Annotated in this window: 18 protein-coding genes and 1 riboswitch; of the genes, 7 read left to right on the plus strand and 11 right to left on the minus strand. The window is 40.9% G+C overall.

The features are described 5' to 3' along the window. Positions 1–11 precede the first annotated feature (11 nt). Positions 12–545 (plus strand): GNAT family N-acetyltransferase, encoded by a 534-nt coding sequence (locus LWH95_RS08815; RefSeq protein ID WP_232919361.1) that lies wholly within the window; start codon positions 12–14, stop codon positions 543–545. Between the two features lie 259 nt (positions 546–804). Here LWH95_RS08815 and LWH95_RS08820 read toward each other — a convergent pair whose 3' ends face one another. From LWH95_RS08820 to LWH95_RS08830, 3 genes are all read right to left on the minus strand, one after another. Next, positions 805–2,049 (minus strand): MFS transporter, encoded by a 1,245-nt coding sequence (locus LWH95_RS08820; RefSeq protein ID WP_029316838.1) that lies wholly within the window; start codon positions 2,047–2,049, stop codon positions 805–807. A 94-nt stretch (positions 2,050–2,143) separates the two neighbouring features. Continuing rightward, the gene (locus LWH95_RS08825) at positions 2,144–3,607 is read right to left on the minus strand and encodes an FGGY-family carbohydrate kinase (protein WP_232919362.1); all 1,464 of its coding nucleotides are present in this window, start codon (positions 3,605–3,607) and stop codon (positions 2,144–2,146) included. Between the two features lie 17 nt (positions 3,608–3,624). After that, entirely contained in the window at positions 3,625–4,650 is a 1,026-nt protein-coding gene (locus tag LWH95_RS08830) for a 2-hydroxyacid dehydrogenase (protein WP_232919363.1), read from the minus strand. Positions 4,651–4,743: 93 nt separating this feature from the next. After that, positions 4,744–4,835: riboswitch (SAM riboswitch) on the minus strand. Between the two features lie 148 nt (positions 4,836–4,983). Here LWH95_RS08830 and LWH95_RS08835 point away from each other — a divergent pair. Both LWH95_RS08835 and LWH95_RS08840 read left to right on the plus strand, forming a co-directional pair. Continuing rightward, on the plus strand, positions 4,984–7,026 hold the full coding sequence (locus LWH95_RS08835) for a molybdopterin oxidoreductase family protein (protein WP_232919364.1): 2,043 nt from the start codon (positions 4,984–4,986) through the stop codon (positions 7,024–7,026). Positions 7,027–7,134: 108 nt separating this feature from the next. After that, complete coding sequence (locus LWH95_RS08840; RefSeq protein WP_019258587.1) at positions 7,135–7,428, plus strand: hypothetical protein; 294 nt, start codon at positions 7,135–7,137, stop codon at positions 7,426–7,428. A gap of 203 nt (positions 7,429–7,631) precedes the next feature. On the opposite strand, the gene LWH95_RS08845 is transcribed toward LWH95_RS08840, so the two are convergent. Together LWH95_RS08845 and LWH95_RS08850 are read right to left on the minus strand one after the other, a co-directional pair. Continuing rightward, the gene (locus LWH95_RS08845) at positions 7,632–7,871 is read right to left on the minus strand and encodes a hypothetical protein (RefSeq protein WP_232919365.1); all 240 of its coding nucleotides are present in this window, start codon (positions 7,869–7,871) and stop codon (positions 7,632–7,634) included. Between the two features lie 20 nt (positions 7,872–7,891). Continuing rightward, positions 7,892–8,818, minus strand: a complete 927-nt coding sequence (locus LWH95_RS08850; protein ID WP_060398754.1) for a sugar phosphate isomerase/epimerase family protein — start codon at positions 8,816–8,818, stop codon at positions 7,892–7,894. A 327-nt stretch (positions 8,819–9,145) separates the two neighbouring features. Here LWH95_RS08850 and LWH95_RS08855 point away from each other — a divergent pair, with 327 nt between their 5' ends. Together LWH95_RS08855 and LWH95_RS08860 are read left to right on the plus strand one after the other, a co-directional pair. After that, a complete protein-coding gene (locus tag LWH95_RS08855) occupies positions 9,146–9,268 on the plus strand; it encodes a hypothetical protein (protein WP_003241887.1) in 123 nt (40 codons plus the stop codon). A 55-nt stretch (positions 9,269–9,323) separates the two neighbouring features. After that, positions 9,324–9,617 carry a YozQ family protein gene (locus LWH95_RS08860; protein ID WP_232919366.1) on the plus strand — a complete coding sequence of 98 codons (294 nt, stop codon included), beginning with the start codon at positions 9,324–9,326 and terminating at the stop codon, positions 9,615–9,617. Between the two features lie 110 nt (positions 9,618–9,727). Here LWH95_RS08860 and LWH95_RS08865 read toward each other — a convergent pair whose 3' ends face one another. Then, positions 9,728–11,413, minus strand: a complete 1,686-nt coding sequence (locus tag LWH95_RS08865; protein WP_232919367.1) for a methyl-accepting chemotaxis protein — start codon at positions 11,411–11,413, stop codon at positions 9,728–9,730. Positions 11,414–11,723: 310 nt separating this feature from the next. Between LWH95_RS08865 and hpaB the strand changes: the two genes are divergently transcribed. After that, positions 11,724–13,175 (plus strand): 4-hydroxyphenylacetate 3-monooxygenase, oxygenase component, encoded by a 1,452-nt coding sequence (hpaB, locus tag LWH95_RS08870; protein WP_232919368.1) that lies wholly within the window; start codon positions 11,724–11,726, stop codon positions 13,173–13,175. A gap of 52 nt (positions 13,176–13,227) precedes the next feature. Here the strand turns inward: hpaB and LWH95_RS08875 are convergent, their stop codons facing one another. After that, on the minus strand, positions 13,228–13,926 hold the full coding sequence (locus LWH95_RS08875) for an expansin EXLX1 family cellulose-binding protein (RefSeq protein ID WP_232919369.1): 699 nt from the start codon (positions 13,924–13,926) through the stop codon (positions 13,228–13,230). 268 nt (positions 13,927–14,194) lie between these two features. Next, positions 14,195–14,872, minus strand: a complete 678-nt coding sequence (locus LWH95_RS08880; protein ID WP_232919370.1) for a YoaK family protein — start codon at positions 14,870–14,872, stop codon at positions 14,195–14,197. Positions 14,873–15,043: 171 nt separating this feature from the next. Between LWH95_RS08880 and LWH95_RS08885 the strand changes: the two genes are divergently transcribed. Beyond that, positions 15,044–16,081, plus strand: a complete 1,038-nt coding sequence (locus LWH95_RS08885) for a polysaccharide lyase family 1 protein (RefSeq protein WP_088112476.1) — start codon at positions 15,044–15,046, stop codon at positions 16,079–16,081. A gap of 237 nt (positions 16,082–16,318) precedes the next feature. Here LWH95_RS08885 and LWH95_RS08890 read toward each other — a convergent pair whose 3' ends face one another. The 3 genes from LWH95_RS08890 to LWH95_RS08900 all read right to left on the minus strand — a co-directional run bounded on the left by LWH95_RS08890 (position 16,319) and on the right by LWH95_RS08900 (position 18,657). Beyond that, entirely contained in the window at positions 16,319–17,092 is a 774-nt protein-coding gene (locus LWH95_RS08890; protein WP_232919371.1) for an acetoin reductase, read from the minus strand. Between the two features lie 258 nt (positions 17,093–17,350). After that, entirely contained in the window at positions 17,351–17,743 is a 393-nt protein-coding gene (locus LWH95_RS08895) for a hypothetical protein (RefSeq protein WP_232919469.1), read from the minus strand. A gap of 194 nt (positions 17,744–17,937) precedes the next feature. Then, complete coding sequence (locus LWH95_RS08900) at positions 17,938–18,657, minus strand: NPP1 family protein (RefSeq protein ID WP_232919372.1); 720 nt, start codon at positions 18,655–18,657, stop codon at positions 17,938–17,940. Between the last annotated feature and the right edge of the window lie 252 nt (positions 18,658–18,909).

Consider the following 18,909-nt stretch of genomic DNA (forward strand, 5'->3'; position numbering starts at 1 on the left):
GGAGTGGTTGAATGTTTCCTGTATTAGAAACGGATCGGCTTACACTTAGGCAAATCACAGATCAAGATGCAGAAGCCATTTTTGCTTGTTTTTCAAACGATAAGGTGACACGCTATTACGGAGTTGAAAACATGGAATCTATAGAACAGGCAACCTCAATGGTTCAAACGTTTGCCGGCCTTTATCAAGAAAAGCGCGGTATACGGTGGGGAATTGAAAGAAGAGACACTAAAGAATTGAGCGGAACAATTGGCTTTCATGCTTTGGCCCAAAAGCATAGGCGTGCAGAGATCGGTTATGAAATCGTCCCGGCGCATTGGCGAAACGGATTTGCATTAGAAGCCATTTCAAAGGTTGTATCCTACGGATTCTCTTCCCTTGGACTGACGCGTATTGGCGCAGTTGTATTTACCGAAAATGAAGCATCAAATCGCCTGCTCGTAAAAATGGGATTCCAAAAAGAAGGGGTCTTAAGACAGTACATGTATCAAAATGGAGTCCCTTATGATACAAATGTGTATTCTATATTAGAATCAAGAGAATGAACGGACGGCATTCTTTCGATCTGCATGTACATCCCCTTCCCTTTAAATGTCCGATTCAGGACCTGCACCAGCTATGACATCTTGATTCTTGATCACTTCCTTCAAGATTTTCACCTCTTATACTTATATAACTTACAAAGTAAATAAACTTTGAAACAAGTAAAAAAGATGCATAGTGGTAAATGCTGTTGTAAGCATGGAAAGCCTTACATTACTGAATACATGATAAAAAGCGCCCCTGAAACAGGGCGCTTTCTGATTAAGATGCATATTGAGGAGACGTTTCCTCCTGTACTGCTTTTTCCTCAGGTATATGAATGCATTTCGTCATGACCGCACTCGCAAGATAAAGGATCGCAAAGATCCAGACAACACCTTGCGCCCCGATGAGACCGATGAACAGCCAAGCGAGCGCAGGGCCGACAAACGCTGATAAACCTGCAGCCAAATTCAATACAGACATGGCCGCTCCTTTGTCTTTTCCGGCCACCGTCGGCACAATTGCACCAATCGGCACATAGCCTGCCAGCAAACCTCCCCAAATAAAACCGATCACGCTGACAACCGCTAAACTTCCACCGGAGAAAACAGGTGCATAATATAATAGGACGGTGAAAATGCCGCAGCCGACTCCGCCGAACCAAATAACGGTATTTTTCCAGCCGAACTTATCGCCGACAATTCCAAAGATAAGGTTGAACACAATATTCCCCAGAAAAATCGTTCCCCAAATCTGCAGCCACACATTGGTTGAAATTCCATGCTGAGCCATGTGCATCGGCAAAAAGACTGGGAAACCATATGTACCAATGCTGTTGATAATTCTGATGATTCCGCCTGTAAGCACCCGCGGATTCGTAAAAAGAATGGTAACTCCTTTTAAAAGCTCCTCAGCTGTTTCTGATCTTTTTCTTTTCTTCTTTTCAAAACGGTCTTTATTGATAAACAATGCGAAGAATGCACCAAGACATACCCAGAAAATAGAGCTCCAAAGCGTATTCAAATAACCGAACGCTTTGATCGCGTAGCTTGAGTACCAAGCACCGAACACAAACATGCCCAGGCAATACGCAATCCAAAACCAGCCGACAGCAGTGCTCAGTTTGTTTTGCGGTGTTCTGTAGATGACCCATGTCAAGAAAGAATAAGCAAAAAGCGGGTAGCCTAACCCTTTTACAAAGTAAGTCACATACATTACAGGGAGGTTCAGCTGTTCAAATCCAAACACGATAAATGCAGCTGTACCGATCACATAAAACAACAGCCCCATAAACATCGTCCGTTTTGCGCCAAATGCTTCAAGACATACACCCGAAAACCAAGAAGCTATGGCAAGCGCAATTCCGTAAATGCTAAAAATTGAAGCGGATTGCTGAACGGTAAGCCCGTTTTCGATCAGAAAAGGGCTGAGCCAGCCTTGTTCAAGCCCGTCTCCCATCATAAACAAAACAACCCCTAAAAACCCCCAGGCAAGCCGCTTTGGTATTCCGATTTTATCAAACATATCTGTCTCCTCCTCAGATGTTAATATCAATTACCGTATTACCTTATTAAAGCTGAAAATTAGATAATTCCTCAAAACAGCAGCAAATGCCGCCTTATAACAACACTTTGCTTTCTGAACCTGAAAAAAAGCGCTGTGTTTGCTTCCATTCCTCATATAAAGCCAGTTCGGCCTGACTATCCTGCGGTTCTATTACCCGGACATTTGCTGACATCTCTTCCGTCAATTGAAAGGTTTCATTGCAAATGACTGCAGCCCCAACGACAGATGCCTGATGATATCCCTCTTGGATATAGATTTTTTTCTGAAGAAGGTCCGCGATATATTGAGTGAGCGCTTTGCTTTGGAATCCTCCTCCGCACACCCAAACATAGTCACGTTCAAACGGAGTAATCTCTGTTAATATATCAAAGTTCCATTTGATCGAAAATGCGATCTCTTGCAGCGCCGCACGTACAAAATGTGCTCTTTTTAAATGCGCTGAAAGTGGGGCATCAAAAAGAAAACCGCCTCTCGTTAACGCATTCTTTTCTGCCGATAAATAAGAACCGAGAGCCGCCACACATGCATTGTCTTCTTTAGCAAGTGCAGAAATCTCTTCCTCCATCACTTCGTACGATTCATTCGGATAAAAAATCTGTTTTAATTTTTGATAATTCAGGCCGGTAATTCCCGGATTTGTTTCCACAAGCCATTGGCCATGTTCTGTATGGCAGTTCAGCCAGGCTTTATGTTTTGTGTCGTCATGATCAGCAGTAATTTTGGTTATTGGCGTTGTTGTCCCAGATACGATGACGATGTCCTTAAGAGCAGCGCCGGTGCTTTTCACAGCCAGCTGTGTATCTCCACCCCCTGCTATAACCTTTGCATGTATAGAAAGGCCTAATTCGGACGCATACTCATTTGTTATCGTTCCAATCGCTGTTCCCGCTCTTACAAGAGGCGGAAGGATTGATGGGGAGAAGCCGAATATGCCGCACATCTCTTCTGACCAAGTGTTTTGCTTCACATCAAACAGCAGGGTTTCGGTTGCCTGTGAGGGTTCATATGTCAATATTCCGCTCAGCTGGTATGTCACCCAATCACTGATGCTTGTAAAGCTTGCCGTTTTTCCCCATAAAGAGGGCTGGCGTTCTTTTAAACCATAAAGCTTGAGCGCAGAAAAAAGTGCGGTCGGCAGGCGGCCTGTCCAGCTGTATATCTCTTCCTGATTGGGTATGCTCTCCTCCCACTCACGGCCGCGGTTATCAATGTTCGGCAGCCCTAGAAAAGAGTCGCCGTTTTGATCAATCAGAACAATCCCCTGTCTTTGACTCGTCGATGTCAAACCTATTATGTCAATATCATGCGAACGGGAAAGCGCACGTTTTGCCAATCTCATGACTTGCTTCCACAGCACCTGAGGAGAAAAATAACGGCTGTCCGGGTAAAGCGTCTCGGTGGCATACACGATGTCCTCCCGTTCAACCGTTTGAACACTGCCTGATACACTCACGATCGCTACTCTCGCATTGCCTGTACCGATATCAAAAACGAGATAGCCTTTTTGTTTTTTCATTCCGTTAGCCTCCTTTCTTATGCCTCTGTTTTTAGCTTATCTTTGTTATGCAATGTCGGAATATTAAGAGTTTTTTCAACCTTCCATTTTTTGAGGGCTTCATTCAGGATCGTCACGTGATGATCCTCCACTTCAAAGGTTGCTCCAGCGAGATGCGGTGTTGCCAGAACATTAGGCAATGAAATCAATTTGTAATCCGATTCCTCTGGAGGTTCATGATAAAAAACGTCTAAAATGGCTCCTCTGATTTTATGTTCTTTTAATACAGATAAAAGATCGTCACGGTTTACCACAACCGCTCTTGAAGTATTGACGAAAATCGCACTCTCTTTCATCAGATCTAAATATGCCCGATCAATCAGTCCAAGTGTTTCCTCGGTACGAGGCAGATGGACAGAAACGATATCACTGACTGAAAAAACCGTTTTAAGAGATACTTTTTCATATTGAGGATGATCGTCTTGTACGTATGGATCGTAATACTTTATTTTACAGTCGAACGCAGTCAGCAGTTTTGCAATCCTTTGACCAACCGCGCCAAACCCAACCATGCCGACCGTTTTTCCCGTTAATTCATTTCCTTTAAATTTGACATAAGCCTGCAGGTAATCACTGTCCCACTTTCCATCCTTCAGCCATTGATTCGAGGTGCTGGTATGGCGGAGAAAGGAAATCACATTACCGATAAACATTTCAGCAACGGCTTGCGCATTCCGCCCGGGTGTATAAAAAACGGGAATGCCTCTTTTTGATGCTGCGGCCACATCCACATTGGAGGGCATTCCCCTGCACACACCGACAAATGAAAGTTCGGGAACAGAAGCAAATACGCTGTCTGTTACTTGATCAAGCTCAGTAATCAAGCCTGTCGCATTTGTTGCTTTTAATAGCTGAATGATTTCATCTTCCCGGTATGCCCGGCCTTGCTCCTTCCAAGATTGATAATCAACCGAGCCGAACAATTTTTCAAGCTCTTTGCGTCCTTCTTCGTTGTACGGCGCTGTAACCAAAACCGTCATGGTGCAAAACATCCTTTTCATCATATTTTTTCATAAAAAAAATCTCTTTCCGAAGATGGAAAGAGATTCATATATAGGCGTGCCCTGTTACAGACAGACGCCGGTATAAACCTTGCTTTCCTATCTTTCAAGCTGACGCTTGCTGGAATTGGCACAATAATGTTGCCGAGGTTTCATAGGGCCAGTCCCTCCACCTCTCTGGATAGAAAATGTTGAGTATGTAATTTTCTGAATAAAGAATACGTTTATCATAAAGAAGTCTCAGATTGATGTCAATCTCTTTTTTTCAGAATTGACGTTATCATCCGAAATGTTATAATTCTTACAAAATATCTAACTAGAGAGAGGAACTGGGCCATGAAATCTTTTGCAACACAACAAAACGGCATTCTCAAATCCGTTTGCTCGCTGGACTGCCCGGATCAGTGCGGATTATTAATACATAAAAAAGACGGAAAAATTGTGAAAGTGCAAGGTGATCCCGACCATCCTGTTACGGCCGGAAACATATGCAACAAAGTCCGAAACATGACGGAGCGCATCTATGATGAAAAGCGGCTGACTGCACCGCTCAAACGGACTGGTGCGAAAGGCCAAGCAATATTTGAACCGATTTCTTGGGAAGAGGCGATCGATACCATTACCTCCCGCTGGAAACAGCTGATTAATGAAGAGGGAGCTGAAAGCATACTTCCATATAGCTTTTACGGAAATATGGGAAAATTAACAGCTGAAGGAATGGACCGCCGCTTCTTTTACCGCATGGGTTCAAGCCAGCTCGAACGGACGATTTGCAGCAAAGCGGGATCTGAGGGCTATAAATATACAATGGGTATAAGTGCGGGAATTGATCCTGAGGAAACCATTCATACGAAACTATTTATTTTTTGGGGAATCAACGCGGTCAGCACAAACATGCACCAAATTACAATCGCCCAAAAAGCACGAAAACAGGGTGCCAAAATTGTCGTGATTGATGTGCATAAAAATCAGACAGGGCGTCTCGCCGATTGGTTTATTCCCATAAAACCGGGAACTGACAGCGCACTTGCCCTTGGCATCATGCACATTTTATTTAAAGAAAACCTTCATGATGAAGCATTTCTGTCCGATTACACGGTCGGCTATGAAGATCTCCGTGAACACGTGAAACAATATGATCCGGAAAAGGTGTCACTGATCACCGGTGTCAGCACTGAAGATATTTATCAGCTGGCAAGAATGTACGGCGAATCCTCCCCTTCTTTTATTAGAATAGGAAACGGAATCCAGCATCACGATAACGGCGGGATGATTGTAAGGACAATTGCCTGTCTTCCGGCGATCACTGGCCAATGGCTGCACAAAGGGGGCGGCGCAATTAAGCATAACAGCGGAATTTTAGAATATAACACGAATGCCTTGCAGCGGCCTGACTTACTGAAAGGGCGCACACCGAGATCGTTTAATATGAATCAGCTTGGCAAAGTGCTTTTGGAAACAGATCCGCCTATTCGCTCTCTTTTTATTTACGGGACGAACCCGGCCGTTGTCGCGCCGGAAGCGAACAAAGTCAGACAGGGCTTGCTGCGGGAAGACCTATTTACTGTAGTTCATGATTTGTTTTTGACGGAAACGGCTGCATACGCAGACATTGTCCTGCCTGCAACATCCGCTTTTGAAAATACTGATTTTTATACCTCCTACTGGCACCATTACATTCAGCTTCAGCAACCGGTGATTGAGAGATATGGTGAAAGCAAGTCTAACACTGAAGTGTTCCGATTACTGGCTGAAGCAATGGGATTCACAGACCAGGAGCTCAAAGATTCAGATGAAGAATTAATCCGCCAGGCACTTGACCATCCAGATAATCCATATTTGGCGGAGATTGATTACGATTCACTTACTAAACATTCATTTATGAAAGCAAAACGCGAAAAACCGCTGTTTCCGGGCAAACTTCCGACTCCAAGCGGAAAAATAGAATTATATTCGAAAAAAATGAAACAAGACGGTTTCCCAGCTTTACCGACATATACGCCTCTTGTATCCGATAATGAACATCCGTTTATGTATGTTCCGGCGCCAAACCATAATTTCTTAAACTCAACGTTTTCGAACAATGCAAAACACATCAAGCTTGAAAAGACGCCAAAACTCTTTATCAATACAAAAGATGCTGAAGAACATGGAATCATTGATGGGGATCCTGTACGAATTTGGAACAGCCGGGGAGAATGCGAGCTGACCGCTGCAGTCGGAGAACAAGTGCTGCCAGGTGTCGTAGTCAGCCAAGGATTATGGGCGGATGAACCGGAAAAAAAACAGCTTGTAAACGCGCTTACCCCGGACCGCTTGTCCGATATGGGCGGTGGCGCCACCTTTTTTTCAGGCCGTGTGCAGATTGAAAAGGCTTGAAAAGATAACAGCCAGAGCACGTTCTGGCTGTATTTTTGTTTCAAGATAATGAAACCCGGAGTATGCCAAGCTCGTATAACATTACATCGATATATTGGAGGCATGCACATGGACGTTTTTTTAGCAATTGGTATTGCTTTGGCTGGATATTTTATCGGTGAAGGCTTAAAGCAAATGAACCACCCAAAAGGTAATGAACAGAGTGATATCTTGCTTATAAAAGAACGAGATATTCACTTTTACATCGCACATTTTTTAGGAATTACGACAGCAGAGGCAAAACAGTTAGCCGGAGACATGACAGACATTCCTTACATTGAAATAAACGGAAAAAAGTATGTACAGAAACATATGTTAAAAGAATGGACATTCACATTAGTTGAGAAACATCAGGGTGAATAAAGCAAATCTGAGAAGAGCGAGAATCATTGTCACGCTCTTCTCAGTTCAGCCGTATAGATTGGCCACCACCAAAACTTTGCCCATAACCGGTGATAAACCGCTCAAGCCACAATCAATGTTCTTTCCTTAAACGGCTCAATATGCCCTCTCCACATCAGTACCTGCTGATTGATAACGCATGCTTTCGAAGCACTTTCAACATGTTATTGATAATCCAACCAAACTGCGCCTTTATCTGCGGATCGAACACAGTTTTCCACAATTATGTTCCGAAAATCTGAATAGAAGCGTTCCGGAGAAACATGCAAATTTATACCGAACTCTTTTCCACGTTTCGGAATGATATCAAATGCGCCTGCAGCCAAAGATGAATGTATCCAATTTGACTTCCCCGGCCGCCTACCATTGCCCAGCGTATCGGTCTTTCCACCTATTTTCACCATTAACCATTTGGTTCCCCCTATCACTCGTAACCAACACTTTTTAAATAAGCAATGCTTTGACTGACATCTCTTAAACTAGTATCAGAGTTTCTCGGATCACGTTCCTGTTCGATGGTAATGTAGCCGTGATAATGAATGTCTTTCAGCAATTTATGAATGGAATCATAGTTAATGATTCCTTGGCCGATCGGACACATGACTCCTTTTGCGCAAGCATCAAAAAAGCGGATATGCTCCCCCATCACCTGCTGATATACACTTTCATCAATGTCTTTAAAATGGATATAGTCGATACGGTCCGCACATTCTCTGAGCCACTGTTCCGGATCCATCTTTGAATAATACAAATGCCCTGTATCAAGACAAAGACCCGCAATGTCGTATGGGATATCCTTTAATAATTGCTGAATTTCATCCTCAAACTCAATATATCCCCCTGCATGAGGATGGATGACGGCCCGCACGCCATATCGCTTCCAAGCCCGTTCCGCAATTGTCCGAATATGAGACATCATACGGTTCCAATCCTTTTTAGATAACCGTTTCGCTTGATCAGGGTGCCCCGCCTTGTAATCTCTTTCGTCATGCCCCCAGTCAATCAGGACCAAATAAGGCGGTGTAAAGTGGCCGTCCTTTTCCTGAAAAGAGAAAGGGAGTTTTGTCATAAGAGAACATATATCGTCTGCTTGCTGCAGCAAGTTTTCTAAATGAGACGCTGTTACTAAATCATCGAAAATGGTACCGGCAATAATGGACAAATTGTTTTTAGAAAGCTCAGCTTGAACCCGCTCGATATCCATCGGAATATAACCGTATGGACCCAGCTCGATCCCTTTATAACCAGCTTGTGATGCTTCCTGCAGCACTCTCTCCCATGGGGGAAGAAACGGATTTTTCGGATCGTCAACGCCCCAGCAGCACGGCGCGCCAGCAATGTGAATACTCATCCCCAACACCTCTATTTTTAAATTATTGAATAAAGCGCTTTCTTTTAATGGGATAACATATTGGTTGAAAAGCACATTTATTTGATTTTCCTCTTTTTCAAATGTTTTGTACAGTGTTTTTCCAGCTTTATAATGCATCCTGATATACGCAGTGTGCTAACAATAGGTTTCAAAAATACCTTTACCCATATTAAATAATATGACTGACATGAAACTTACTCTCTTGCCTAAATGGGAAGAGAACGAAAAAAAGCGAATGAATACCTGCCTAACAGACAGAATAAGAAGAGTTGATATTTCAATACTTTTCGTAAAGGGGTGAAACCAATGAGTAAGAAAGGCATTCAAAATTCAAGTATTGAACAAATAAGAAATGACCATGAGACTGAAACAGCTTTTAAAGCAGATGATCCTAAAAAACATGGTTCCGATCCTAAAAGAACGAAATAAGTTTTTGCTTAATCCCATATGACACTGTTAAATTCAATAATCTGGAGTGAGAAAAGTGACTCAAAAAAATGGAGCAGACAGACCGGATGACTACAAAAGATTTTCTTCAATAGACAAGGAATATGATTTTCAGCAATCTTTAAATGTAAGTGATGATACAGAGAATGTAAAAGCTGAAACCCAAGCTCATAATAAAGAAAACATCAATGACACTACGGATGTGGCTGGAAGATATTTTAATCCCTCAGATTATAAAGGAAGCACGCAATTGGAAAAAGGATTGGCTGAAACTCATGAGCAAGTCAGCGATGACTATTTTGAAGGGACAATCGATCAAAATTTGGACTAGTTTTTATAAAACGAGCTAAAAGCATGTTAGCTCCGTTTTTAGAAACAACCACAGGAAGGTTAGTAAAAACCCCACCGAATAAGTTGGGGTTTTTACGTCATGTAACCACATTAAAATTTAAAACGATTAATAACGGTTTGAAGTTCTTCCGCCAATTGGGATAGAGATTCTGCAGCATAGGAGATTTCCTCCATCGAATTAAGCTGCTCCTGTGAAGATTTTGCAACCGCTTCTGTATTTGCTGATGTTTCTTTTGTACCAGCGGCCAATGTATGAACTGTATGCTGAATGACTTCAACGCCTGATGTAAGCTGCTGTGTTGCCGCTGCCACTTCTTGTATTTGAGAAGTGACCTGTTCCACCAGGTTCAGTATTTCATTGAAATTTCCTGTTGTCTCTTGAGAAAGAACAATACCTGAGCTCACATTTTCTTGAACAATCTTGATGTTATTCACCGTTTCAATGGATTCATTTTGGATAGTTGTTACCACCGATTGGATGTGGTTTGCAGATTTATTCGTTTCATCAGCTAATTTCCGAACTTCTTCTGCCACCACAGCAAATCCTTTTCCTTGCTCTCCGGCTCTGGCCGCCTCGATCGCTGCATTCAGAGCTAATAAATTTGTCTGCTCGGAAATATTTGTGATCAGTGAAGAAATATCGCTAATCTCAGCTGTGCTCTCTACCAATGCCTGCAATCCATTGCCGGCTGAATCTACAGATGTATCAATGAATTTCATCTGATCTAACATTTTGTTGACGGATTTAGACCCTATTTCAGCCTTGTCTCTCATCGAAGAAGAAAGATCCGCTATGTTACCTGTATTTGAAGCAACAGATGATATACTGTCTAATAATTCAGTAATGGATTCCGCACTCTTTTCAGTCATTGAGCTTTGCTTCACATTGCTGTCGGCAGCCATCTGCATTGCCCCGGAAATTTGTTCAGAAGTTGATTTGGATTCTTCCGCGCTTGCTGATAATTCTTCGGAAGATGCGGCGACTTGTTCAGATGAGCTGCTGATCTGCTTTACAATTTGAATTAATGATTGGGTAAAAGAATTGAAAGATTGAGCAAGCTGACCAAATTCGTCTTTATTTTTAACAATGACTTTTTTCGTTAAATCAGCCTCTCCGTGAGCAATTTCCTCCAGCTGCTTATTCATACTTTTCAATGGAACCATAATGGACTTTAATAGCAATAAGCTTAAAACAATGCCTACCATTGCTGATATCCCTGTGACAATGATGATGAACCATTGACTCATTTTCCCATTGCCGCGTATTTCGCCTTTTAGATCCTCCACCTCTTGATCCAGGCGATCTGTCAGTTTATCGACAGCCGGATCTACAACGTCTTTTCTTAACGTTCTTTCTTCTCCAAAATGGATGGTTTCTGCTTTTTTAGGATCTGAAGAGTAGGCTGTTAATACTTGCTGATTTAAAGCTCTATACTGAGTGAAACTTGTTTTAATGTCTTCAATATTTGATTGATATTTCTCTTCATCAATCAAGCCATTGATCCGATCAAGGCTCTTTAAGACATCTTCTGCTTTTTCCTTCATTCCCTCGTCATATTCTTTGTCTCCGGTGATCAGGAAGCCTCTTTCATCATTTGATAACCCGGTCAATCGATATTGGATCTGCTTCATCTCTTTTTGGAATTCCATTTTGTCTTTAAGTTCTTCATTCTTTTTTACAGTAGAAGAAATCATAAAAACAGAGGAGCCTCCAATTCCAATCATTGAAACAACTAATATTGATATAATCCCCAGCAATTTTGTTTTCACTTTCATGTGTCGTTTTCCCTTTCTGCACGATGTAATGATTGACATAATAATGTTCAAGCGTTGGCATGCAATTTGCTTATGCCCATGACAATAATATCGACATGATTTATAAAATTTTATAGTGATGTCTTACTCGGTCAATAAGCCAATTCTTTAATTTGCTGATTTGTCTGCGTAGTATTTGAATTTCTCTTTTTCGCTTTTTCTATTAAGGCATACTAAAAAAGGCTTTTCCTATCTCAAATTGGCTGAACAGGCTGTTCTTTCGAAAATATAATGACAATACGCAACATGATGTGAAGGAGCGAAACGTCAAATGGGGATCATCAATGGAAAAGAATTCATTGACCGATTAAATAAACTACAAAACGAAATATGGTATGATGGCAAAAAAATTGAGGGTAACATTTCTGATCATCCTGCATTTAAAGGAATAATCAAAACCAAAAGCTCGCTTTATGATTTGCAAACGAAGGATGAGTTAATGAATGAAATGACTTATTGCCTTCCTGGAGAACATGACCCAATCGGTCTCTCATATCTTCAGCCTAAAACCAAGAGTGATTTGAGAAAAAGAAGGAACATGATTGAACATTGGGCTAGACATACTCACGGAATGATGGGGAGAAGTCCGGATTATATGAATACGGTCATGATGAGCTTTGCATCTTCAGCAGAGCTTTTAAGAGATAAAGAAAATTGCTTTCCAGAACATATACTAGACATGTATAAACAAGCTGCTAAACACGATCTTTCCTTTACCCATACATTCATTACTCCCCAAGTGAACCGGTCACAGTCCTATTTCGGCTCCAGTGAAAAACCAATATCTGCTAAAGTCATGGATAGGACCGAAAAAGGATTAATTATACAAGGCGCGCGTCTGCTTGCAACCCAAGGCGGGTTAACGGATGAAATCCTGGTTTTTTCGGCACCAAAATTTTTCTTTGAAACAGATGAAGCCTTTGCTTTTTCAATTCCATCTAATACAAAAGGCGTTAAATTCATCACAAGAGAATCATTTGTATTAAGCGAATCAGCCTTTAATCATCCCTTAAGCTCAAGGTATGAAGAAATGGATTCAATCGTTGTTTTTGATCAGGTACTAGTGCCATGGAATCGTGTGTTTTTTTATGATAATGTTGAAGTAGCTAAAGATTTTATGACAAAAAGCTCCTTTCATGCCTTTACCTTTCATCAGGTCGTCATTAGGCAAATGATAAAGGTTGAATTTCTATTAGGAGTTGCACAGCTTCTTGTCGACACTATTAATGTTTCTGAATATCAGCACATACAAGAAAAACTCTCTGAAATCATTGTGGGGTTGGAAACCATCAAAGCACTCATTGAGAAATCAGAAAATGACGCTCAGTTAGATGAATTCGGCTATATGCGTCCCAGTTTGATTCCTCTTCAAGTCATCAGTACGATTATTCCTACTCTATATCCTCGATTCACTGAAATCATTCAGTTAATTGGCGCTAGCGGAATGGTGACGCTGCCGACAGAAAATGCGTTTGACTCAGAGATACGGGAAGATCTTGATCAATACCTCCAAGCAACCAATACAAACGCTGAAGAACGTGTGAAAATTTTCCGCTTAGCTTGGGATTTAACAATGAGTTCATTCGGAACAAGGGAAACTCACTATGAAAAATACTTTTTCGGAGATCCTATTCGGATTTCAAGCAGACTGTATACAAGTTATCCAAAGCAGCAGCAAGTGAACATGATTAAAGCGTTTTTACATGCGGATGTTGATGATTGATATCTATTCATACTAAAAAAACAGCGGGAAAAGGTCCGCTGTTTCGTATTTTTTATTCAGGAAACTGTACATGTCCCGGCACTGTATATGCATTGGACGTTCCGCTTTCAGGCAGCTTCGGAATCGTGTCTTTCACAACTTTTCCGCGGATGTCAGTGATTCTGACTGTGAGAGAGCCTGTCCCTAAATTAGTGCTGACAAAATGGTTATAGTCCATTTTCTCCATGTTGATCCACTTTCCGTCTTTATTATATTCCATTTTCATAACAGGATACTTGTGATTTCTGACTTGGATTGCAGCCCACCACCTGCTGCTGCCTTCTTTGATCCGGTACGTGAAATTGCCCGTGATTGGGGCTTTGACAACACGCCATTTAATATTGATTTTTCCGTCTTTGATATTGCCAATTTTACGGAAGGCATTAGGTGACAGATCGAGCGCTCCCCGAGCGCCTTCAGGGTATAGATCGGTAACGTAGACAATTGTTTTTCCTTTTGGCCCTTGGACTTCCAAATAAGAACCTGCTAGTGCCGCTTTTACTCCTCCGTAATTGAGATCTGCCGGATTTATTGCAGTAATCTCCATATCAGAAGGAATGGGATCCAGCAGGAAAGCTCCTCCTGAATAACCTGACCCTGTATACGTTGCATAGCCTTCATGCAGGTCATCAAATGCTGCCGAAGCTTGCGGTGAAAAACAAATGATCATCAACAAAACCATGCCAACAACTGCACTTATTTTCATTTTCATACCTGTCCTCCTCAATCCAGACTTCAAATGAGAATCATTATCATTGTAAGACTCAATCCATCTGGTTTGAAAGAGGAAATAGATTCATAGATATTTTATGACAGATTCACTATCATACATATATCCAAGGAAGTGTTTGATGAAAAAATCAATACGAATGAACGAGTATGCTCATCAGCCGAATGACTTGTTTTTATTGAGCTATATTCTTATAACAATAACCCAAATAAAACGAGTTTTTGGCCTGACAACAGCCAAGCAGGAAAAATTATTTTTCCCCGCTCAGTTTTAACTTAGCTATCATCATGATGCCAAATATCAGCACGATCGGAACCCAAATGATGATGTAATAAAAATCAGGCTCAGCTAAAGCCACAATAATAGCCCCTACACAATATAAGATAATGGCCAGCGCTCTTAACACAGCATCTCTTAAAAATGTCTTTTTCTGCTTTTTAAAAAACAAACGGCCGGACAAATCCTCTAACAGAGAAGCCAATGTTCCGGTCAACACAGTTGAAGAAATACCTGCGATCCCCAGCTTTTTTGCAGCTATTGTTTGAATCCCCATGGAAATGCTCAAGAGAATAATAAGGATGTATACAGGAACAAAAGACGAATAAAAAGAAAGACAAGCAAAAACAAATAAAATGAATGCTTCAAGTGCAAGCGCTTTTGTCACAGCAGCAGGCCAAAGGGTATTTTCTGCCTTTCCGACCATCAGTGTTGAAATAATCACGCCGCATATAAATCCGATTAGCGCAGTCAAAGAATTAAAAACAGTGACCTGAAGGGATTTGCCGATAGCCAACCCCAATAATACAATGTTTCCCGTCATATTAGCTGTGAACACATGTCCCAAGCTTAAATACCCGATTACATCCACGATTCCAGCTGTTAAACATAAAAGCGAAAGCAAGGTGTTTCGATAAGCTGCTGCAGTCAACGGTGTATCAATCCTTTCCTATTTCAATTGAAAGTGTGTCTTTAAAACGCGATCGTATATTTTAAAAAACCCGGCTTTAATTAGGAAGATAGAACCTATTATTCCTTTCCATTAACTGTAATAATAATCCCCACGAGGAAATTTATTAAAATTGAAAGGGAGCATATTATGATGAAACGATTTTGTTTATGGTTGGCCATGTTCAGTTTGTTATTGGTTCTTTTGCCTGGAAAAGCGTTAGGCGCCGTCGATTTTCCAAATACCTCAACGAATGGCCTTTTAGGATTTGCGGGAAATGCTAAAAATGAAAAAGGCATTTCTAAAGCGAGCACAACGGGCGGAAAAAACGGTCAGATTGTTTACATTCAAAGCGTAAATGATTTAAAAACCCATCTAGGAGGATCTACTCCGAAAATTTTAGTGCTTCAAAATGATCTTTCCGCATCTTCGAAAACAACAGTCACCATTGGTTCAAATAAAACACTCGTAGGCTCATACGCGAAAAAAACGCTAAAAAATATTTATTTAACAACGTCATCTGCCTCTGGAAACGTCATTTTTCAAAATCTGACTTTTGAACACAGTCCGCAGATTAATGGAAATAATGATATCCAGCTTTATTTAGATTCCGGCATCAACTATTGGATTGACCACGTCACATTCTCAGGCCACAGCTATAGTGCAAGCGGAAGTGATTTGGACAAGCTCCTGTATATCGGAAAATCAGCAGATTATATCACGATCAGCAACTCAAAATTCGCGAATCATAAATACGGTTTGATTTTAGGATACCCAGATGATTCGCAGCATCAATATGACGGCTATCCCCACATGACAATCGCCAACAATTATTTTGAGAACCTGTATGTAAGAGGCCCGGGTCTTATGAGATACGGATACTTTCATGTTAAAAACAATTACAGCAACAACTTTAACCAGGCGATTACGATTGCCACAAAAGCAAAAATATATTCCGAATATAATTACTTTGGAAAAGGCAGTGAAAAAGGCGGGATCCTTGATGACAAGGGCACTGGTTATTTCAAGGATACAGGCAGCTATCCGTCTCTCAACAAGCAAACCTCTCCGCTGACTTCCTGGAATCCCGGATCTAATTACAGCTACCGTGTCCAAACGCCGCAGTATACAAAAGAATTTGTCACGAAATACGCCGGATCACAAAGTACAACACTGGTATTTGGCTACTGACACAAAAGAGGCCTGCGTAAAAAACGCCGAGCCTCTTTTTTACTTATAGGCTATTTTTAAGCGGTCTTGTTCCCTCCATCAGATTGGATGAAGGTACTGAAACAATTCCTTTTGCTCCTCTTTATGACTTTTTCACGATAACTTCTCAACGGTTTTTATTATACCAGTTTGATACAAGCAAAAAGAATTCATATTATAGAGTTTCAATATGGATTTTTTAAAATTGAATGATTTCTATCATCTATAAACGAGACCGCCATCAGTTAATATGGCTTGACCTGTAATGTAATCTGAAGCATCTGAAGCTAAGAATGATACCAAATTAGCAGCGTCCTCTGGTGTTTGATATCTTTTAAGGGCTATTTCCGAAGAAAATTTTTCAAAAGCTTCTCCTTGCTGCAAATCATCACTATGTTTTACCATTTCTTCATCAATTCTGTCCCACATTTTTGTTTTTGCGACTCCGGGACAATATGCATTCACTGTTATGTTATACTTCGCCAACTCTTTAGCAGCTGAATGTGTAAAAGACTTCACCGCATGCTTCGTCGCTGAATATGTGCCCAGCATTTCAAATGACTCGTGACCCGCTATACTGCATGCGTTAATGATTTTGCCCTTTGTTTCTTGTTTGATTAACTGGTAAGCGGCTGCTTGAGTGCCAAAGACAACCCCATTCACATTAACCTGAAATAATCTATTCAGTTGTTCTTCTGTGATTTCCAAAAATGGAGAAACAGCTTCAATCCCCGCATTGTTTACAAAAACATCTAAACGGCCAAACTGATCTACTGTCTCTTTAACCAAATTGAATTGGTCATCACGTTTCGATACATCACCTTTCACACCAATCACATGAAAATGTTTCTCTTTAAAATCCGAAACCGTTTCATTTAGCAATGCTTCATTGATATCATGCAGCACTACACGAAAACCATCTTTACATAGTCTCTCTGCGATGCCTCTCCCTAATCCGCTTGCAGAACCTGTAACTATCGCCGTCTTGGACATAAATATTCCCCTTTCGCAATGAGTTAACGTAACTATATATTTATTTTAACAAATCAATTTTTCTCTGCTAAGGTTTGCTCTAATTTAAAATCATTCGTCCGAACTTGCTCCCACCCCAATTGCCATATCAGCGGGATGATTATGCCCGGCATGCTTTTCTACGCGTAAAAAACATTTCAATCAATGTCCTTTTCATCTTATCTTTAGACACGTAAAAAAAGGCCAAGTATTAGACCGGCCTTAACGTTCAATCTTTTATTAATATTCGTACAACTCATCAAACTGATAACCATATAAACCTTTAACTTTCACTTCTCCACAGTCCTGATCTTTCGTTAACTCTAAATAATGATTCTTGTACGGCATCGCTTCTGCTTGATCAGTTGCGCTGAAATCGAAATGGTTGCCTGTGAAATCTTTCTGACTTAGCGTGATTTCATTTCCTGATAAAGAAAGGCGAAACAGTCTAGCATGAATTGTGCATCCTTCCGCATCAAAAATTGTGAATCTGTAGCCGAACTGAGACGGAAACCTATTTGGATTTGAATCATCGGACATCATGAACTCTTTTTGATTTTCTGTCATCGTAAAGCTTACTTTTTCCTCATTTTTTACAATAGCTGCTGAAGCATTCCCTGCACTGATTGTCATAAAAAACAAAGCTAAGATTAACGTGAAGAACTTTTTCACTTAGATTCCCCCAAGCCTTTTTATTTCAATATATTGGAATATGAATCTTTGATCAATATAAACTTTGATAAATAAGTCTTTAGGGTCAATTCACACATCCTGTAATGAAAATGCTGAACTAATCTAATGATTAATCCAGCATCATACTTCATTAATTATCTAAACCATGCCTTCACTACATGATTCGTGAAATTGGGATCATTAAAAGGAACATTTGCTTTACCGAAATCTGTTATATTTAAAGCATTTCTCGCTGCCGGAGTTAAGTCTTCCCACCCGATTAATGGTTGAGTGCCCCCTGCTGCATGATCACTAATATGTAATTCATGGTTTAAGGGCCATGTGCTGTCGTAAGCAATTAATGGATGTGTATCCTTCATATTGCTTTCATTCGGTTGAACATTTGTAAATTTTCCGTGTCCAGAGTATGCAATTGATAAAACTTGTGGATTTTGATTAGCAGGATTGTCGACCCAAACTACGATGCCTTCCCAGTCATGTCTATGACCCAAACTTGGAGAAGCCTCATCCTTCGGAAAATACCAAGAATACATGATGGCCCACACGCCATTATACCAAGTTGAACGTGAATAAACTTGTCCGGTATGTTTGCTGCAACCCCCTTCAGGCGCTCCAGTCGGCTGTAACCCGCCACTCGTATTGCCTTGTGCGTCTACTGCCGGAAAGGGCACACAGCCGCTATAAACCTTCAAATACGGCTGGAACCGTTTTGCGGCTTTTTGAGAAATAGTAGTTGGGGCAACTTCATTGAACCCTACTACTTTGTCATGATCAATGACAGCAGCATCGACTGTTGGAACTAAGCTGATAAAAGCGAAAAATGACATCAACACAGCACACACAATGTTCTTCATTTCACTTTCCTCCTTATCGCATTCGTTATGTAAAGTCTAAGCTGCAAAGTCATTATACAAATAGTGGAACCTCTATTCAATCAAGTTTACAGAATCTTAAAATCAATAAACAAAATCGGTACTGGCCTGTCCTTTTTTCATTGAACATTTTTTCCGCCCTTATTGCTTCTACCTTCAACCGTTAGCTTGCAGTGCATTTCGCCTTTTTGATTTTCATCTATCCAGCCTGTACAATATTCAAAAACCCCAAAA

The sequence above is a fragment of the Bacillus sp. G16 genome, from assembly GCF_021282335.1.
Classification (GTDB): Bacteria; Bacillota; Bacilli; order Bacillales; family Bacillaceae; genus Bacillus; species Bacillus inaquosorum.

Excerpts from the sequence above, each read along its gene's own strand:
- LWH95_RS08820 (WP_029316838.1), bottom strand. The coding sequence starts at position 2,049 with ATGTTTGATAAAATCGGAATACCAAAGCGGCTTGCCTGGGGGTTTTTA.
- LWH95_RS08855 (WP_003241887.1), top strand. The coding sequence starts at position 9,146 with ATGAGTAAGAAAGGCATTCAAAATTCAAGTATTGAACAAATAAGAAAT.
- LWH95_RS08895 (WP_232919469.1), bottom strand. The coding sequence starts at position 17,743 with ATGACAATCAGTGCAGGGAATGCTTCAGCAGCTATTGTAAAAAATGAG.
- LWH95_RS08885 (WP_088112476.1), top strand. The coding sequence starts at position 15,044 with ATGAAACGATTTTGTTTATGGTTGGCCATGTTCAGTTTGTTATTGGTT.
- LWH95_RS08835 (WP_232919364.1), top strand. The coding sequence starts at position 4,984 with ATGAAATCTTTTGCAACACAACAAAACGGCATTCTCAAATCCGTTTGC.
- LWH95_RS08900 (WP_232919372.1), bottom strand. The coding sequence starts at position 18,657 with ATGAAGAACATTGTGTGTGCTGTGTTGATGTCATTTTTCGCTTTTATC.
- LWH95_RS08845 (WP_232919365.1), bottom strand. The coding sequence starts at position 7,871 with ATGGTGAAAATAGGTGGAAAGACCGATACGCTGGGCAATGGTAGGCGG.
- LWH95_RS08850 (WP_060398754.1), bottom strand. The coding sequence starts at position 8,818 with ATGAGTATTCACATTGCTGGCGCGCCGTGCTGCTGGGGCGTTGACGAT.
- LWH95_RS08890 (WP_232919371.1), bottom strand. The coding sequence starts at position 17,092 with ATGTCCAAGACGGCGATAGTTACAGGTTCTGCAAGCGGATTAGGGAGA.
- hpaB (WP_232919368.1), top strand. The coding sequence starts at position 11,724 with ATGGGGATCATCAATGGAAAAGAATTCATTGACCGATTAAATAAACTA.
- LWH95_RS08875 (WP_232919369.1), bottom strand. The coding sequence starts at position 13,926 with ATGAAAATGAAAATAAGTGCAGTTGTTGGCATGGTTTTGTTGATGATC.
- LWH95_RS08840 (WP_019258587.1), top strand. The coding sequence starts at position 7,135 with ATGGACGTTTTTTTAGCAATTGGTATTGCTTTGGCTGGATATTTTATC.
- LWH95_RS08815 (WP_232919361.1), top strand. The coding sequence starts at position 12 with ATGTTTCCTGTATTAGAAACGGATCGGCTTACACTTAGGCAAATCACA.
- LWH95_RS08825 (WP_232919362.1), bottom strand. The coding sequence starts at position 3,607 with ATGAAAAAACAAAAAGGCTATCTCGTTTTTGATATCGGTACAGGCAAT.
- LWH95_RS08830 (WP_232919363.1), bottom strand. The coding sequence starts at position 4,650 with ATGATGAAAAGGATGTTTTGCACCATGACGGTTTTGGTTACAGCGCCG.
- LWH95_RS08865 (WP_232919367.1), bottom strand. The coding sequence starts at position 11,413 with ATGAAAGTGAAAACAAAATTGCTGGGGATTATATCAATATTAGTTGTT.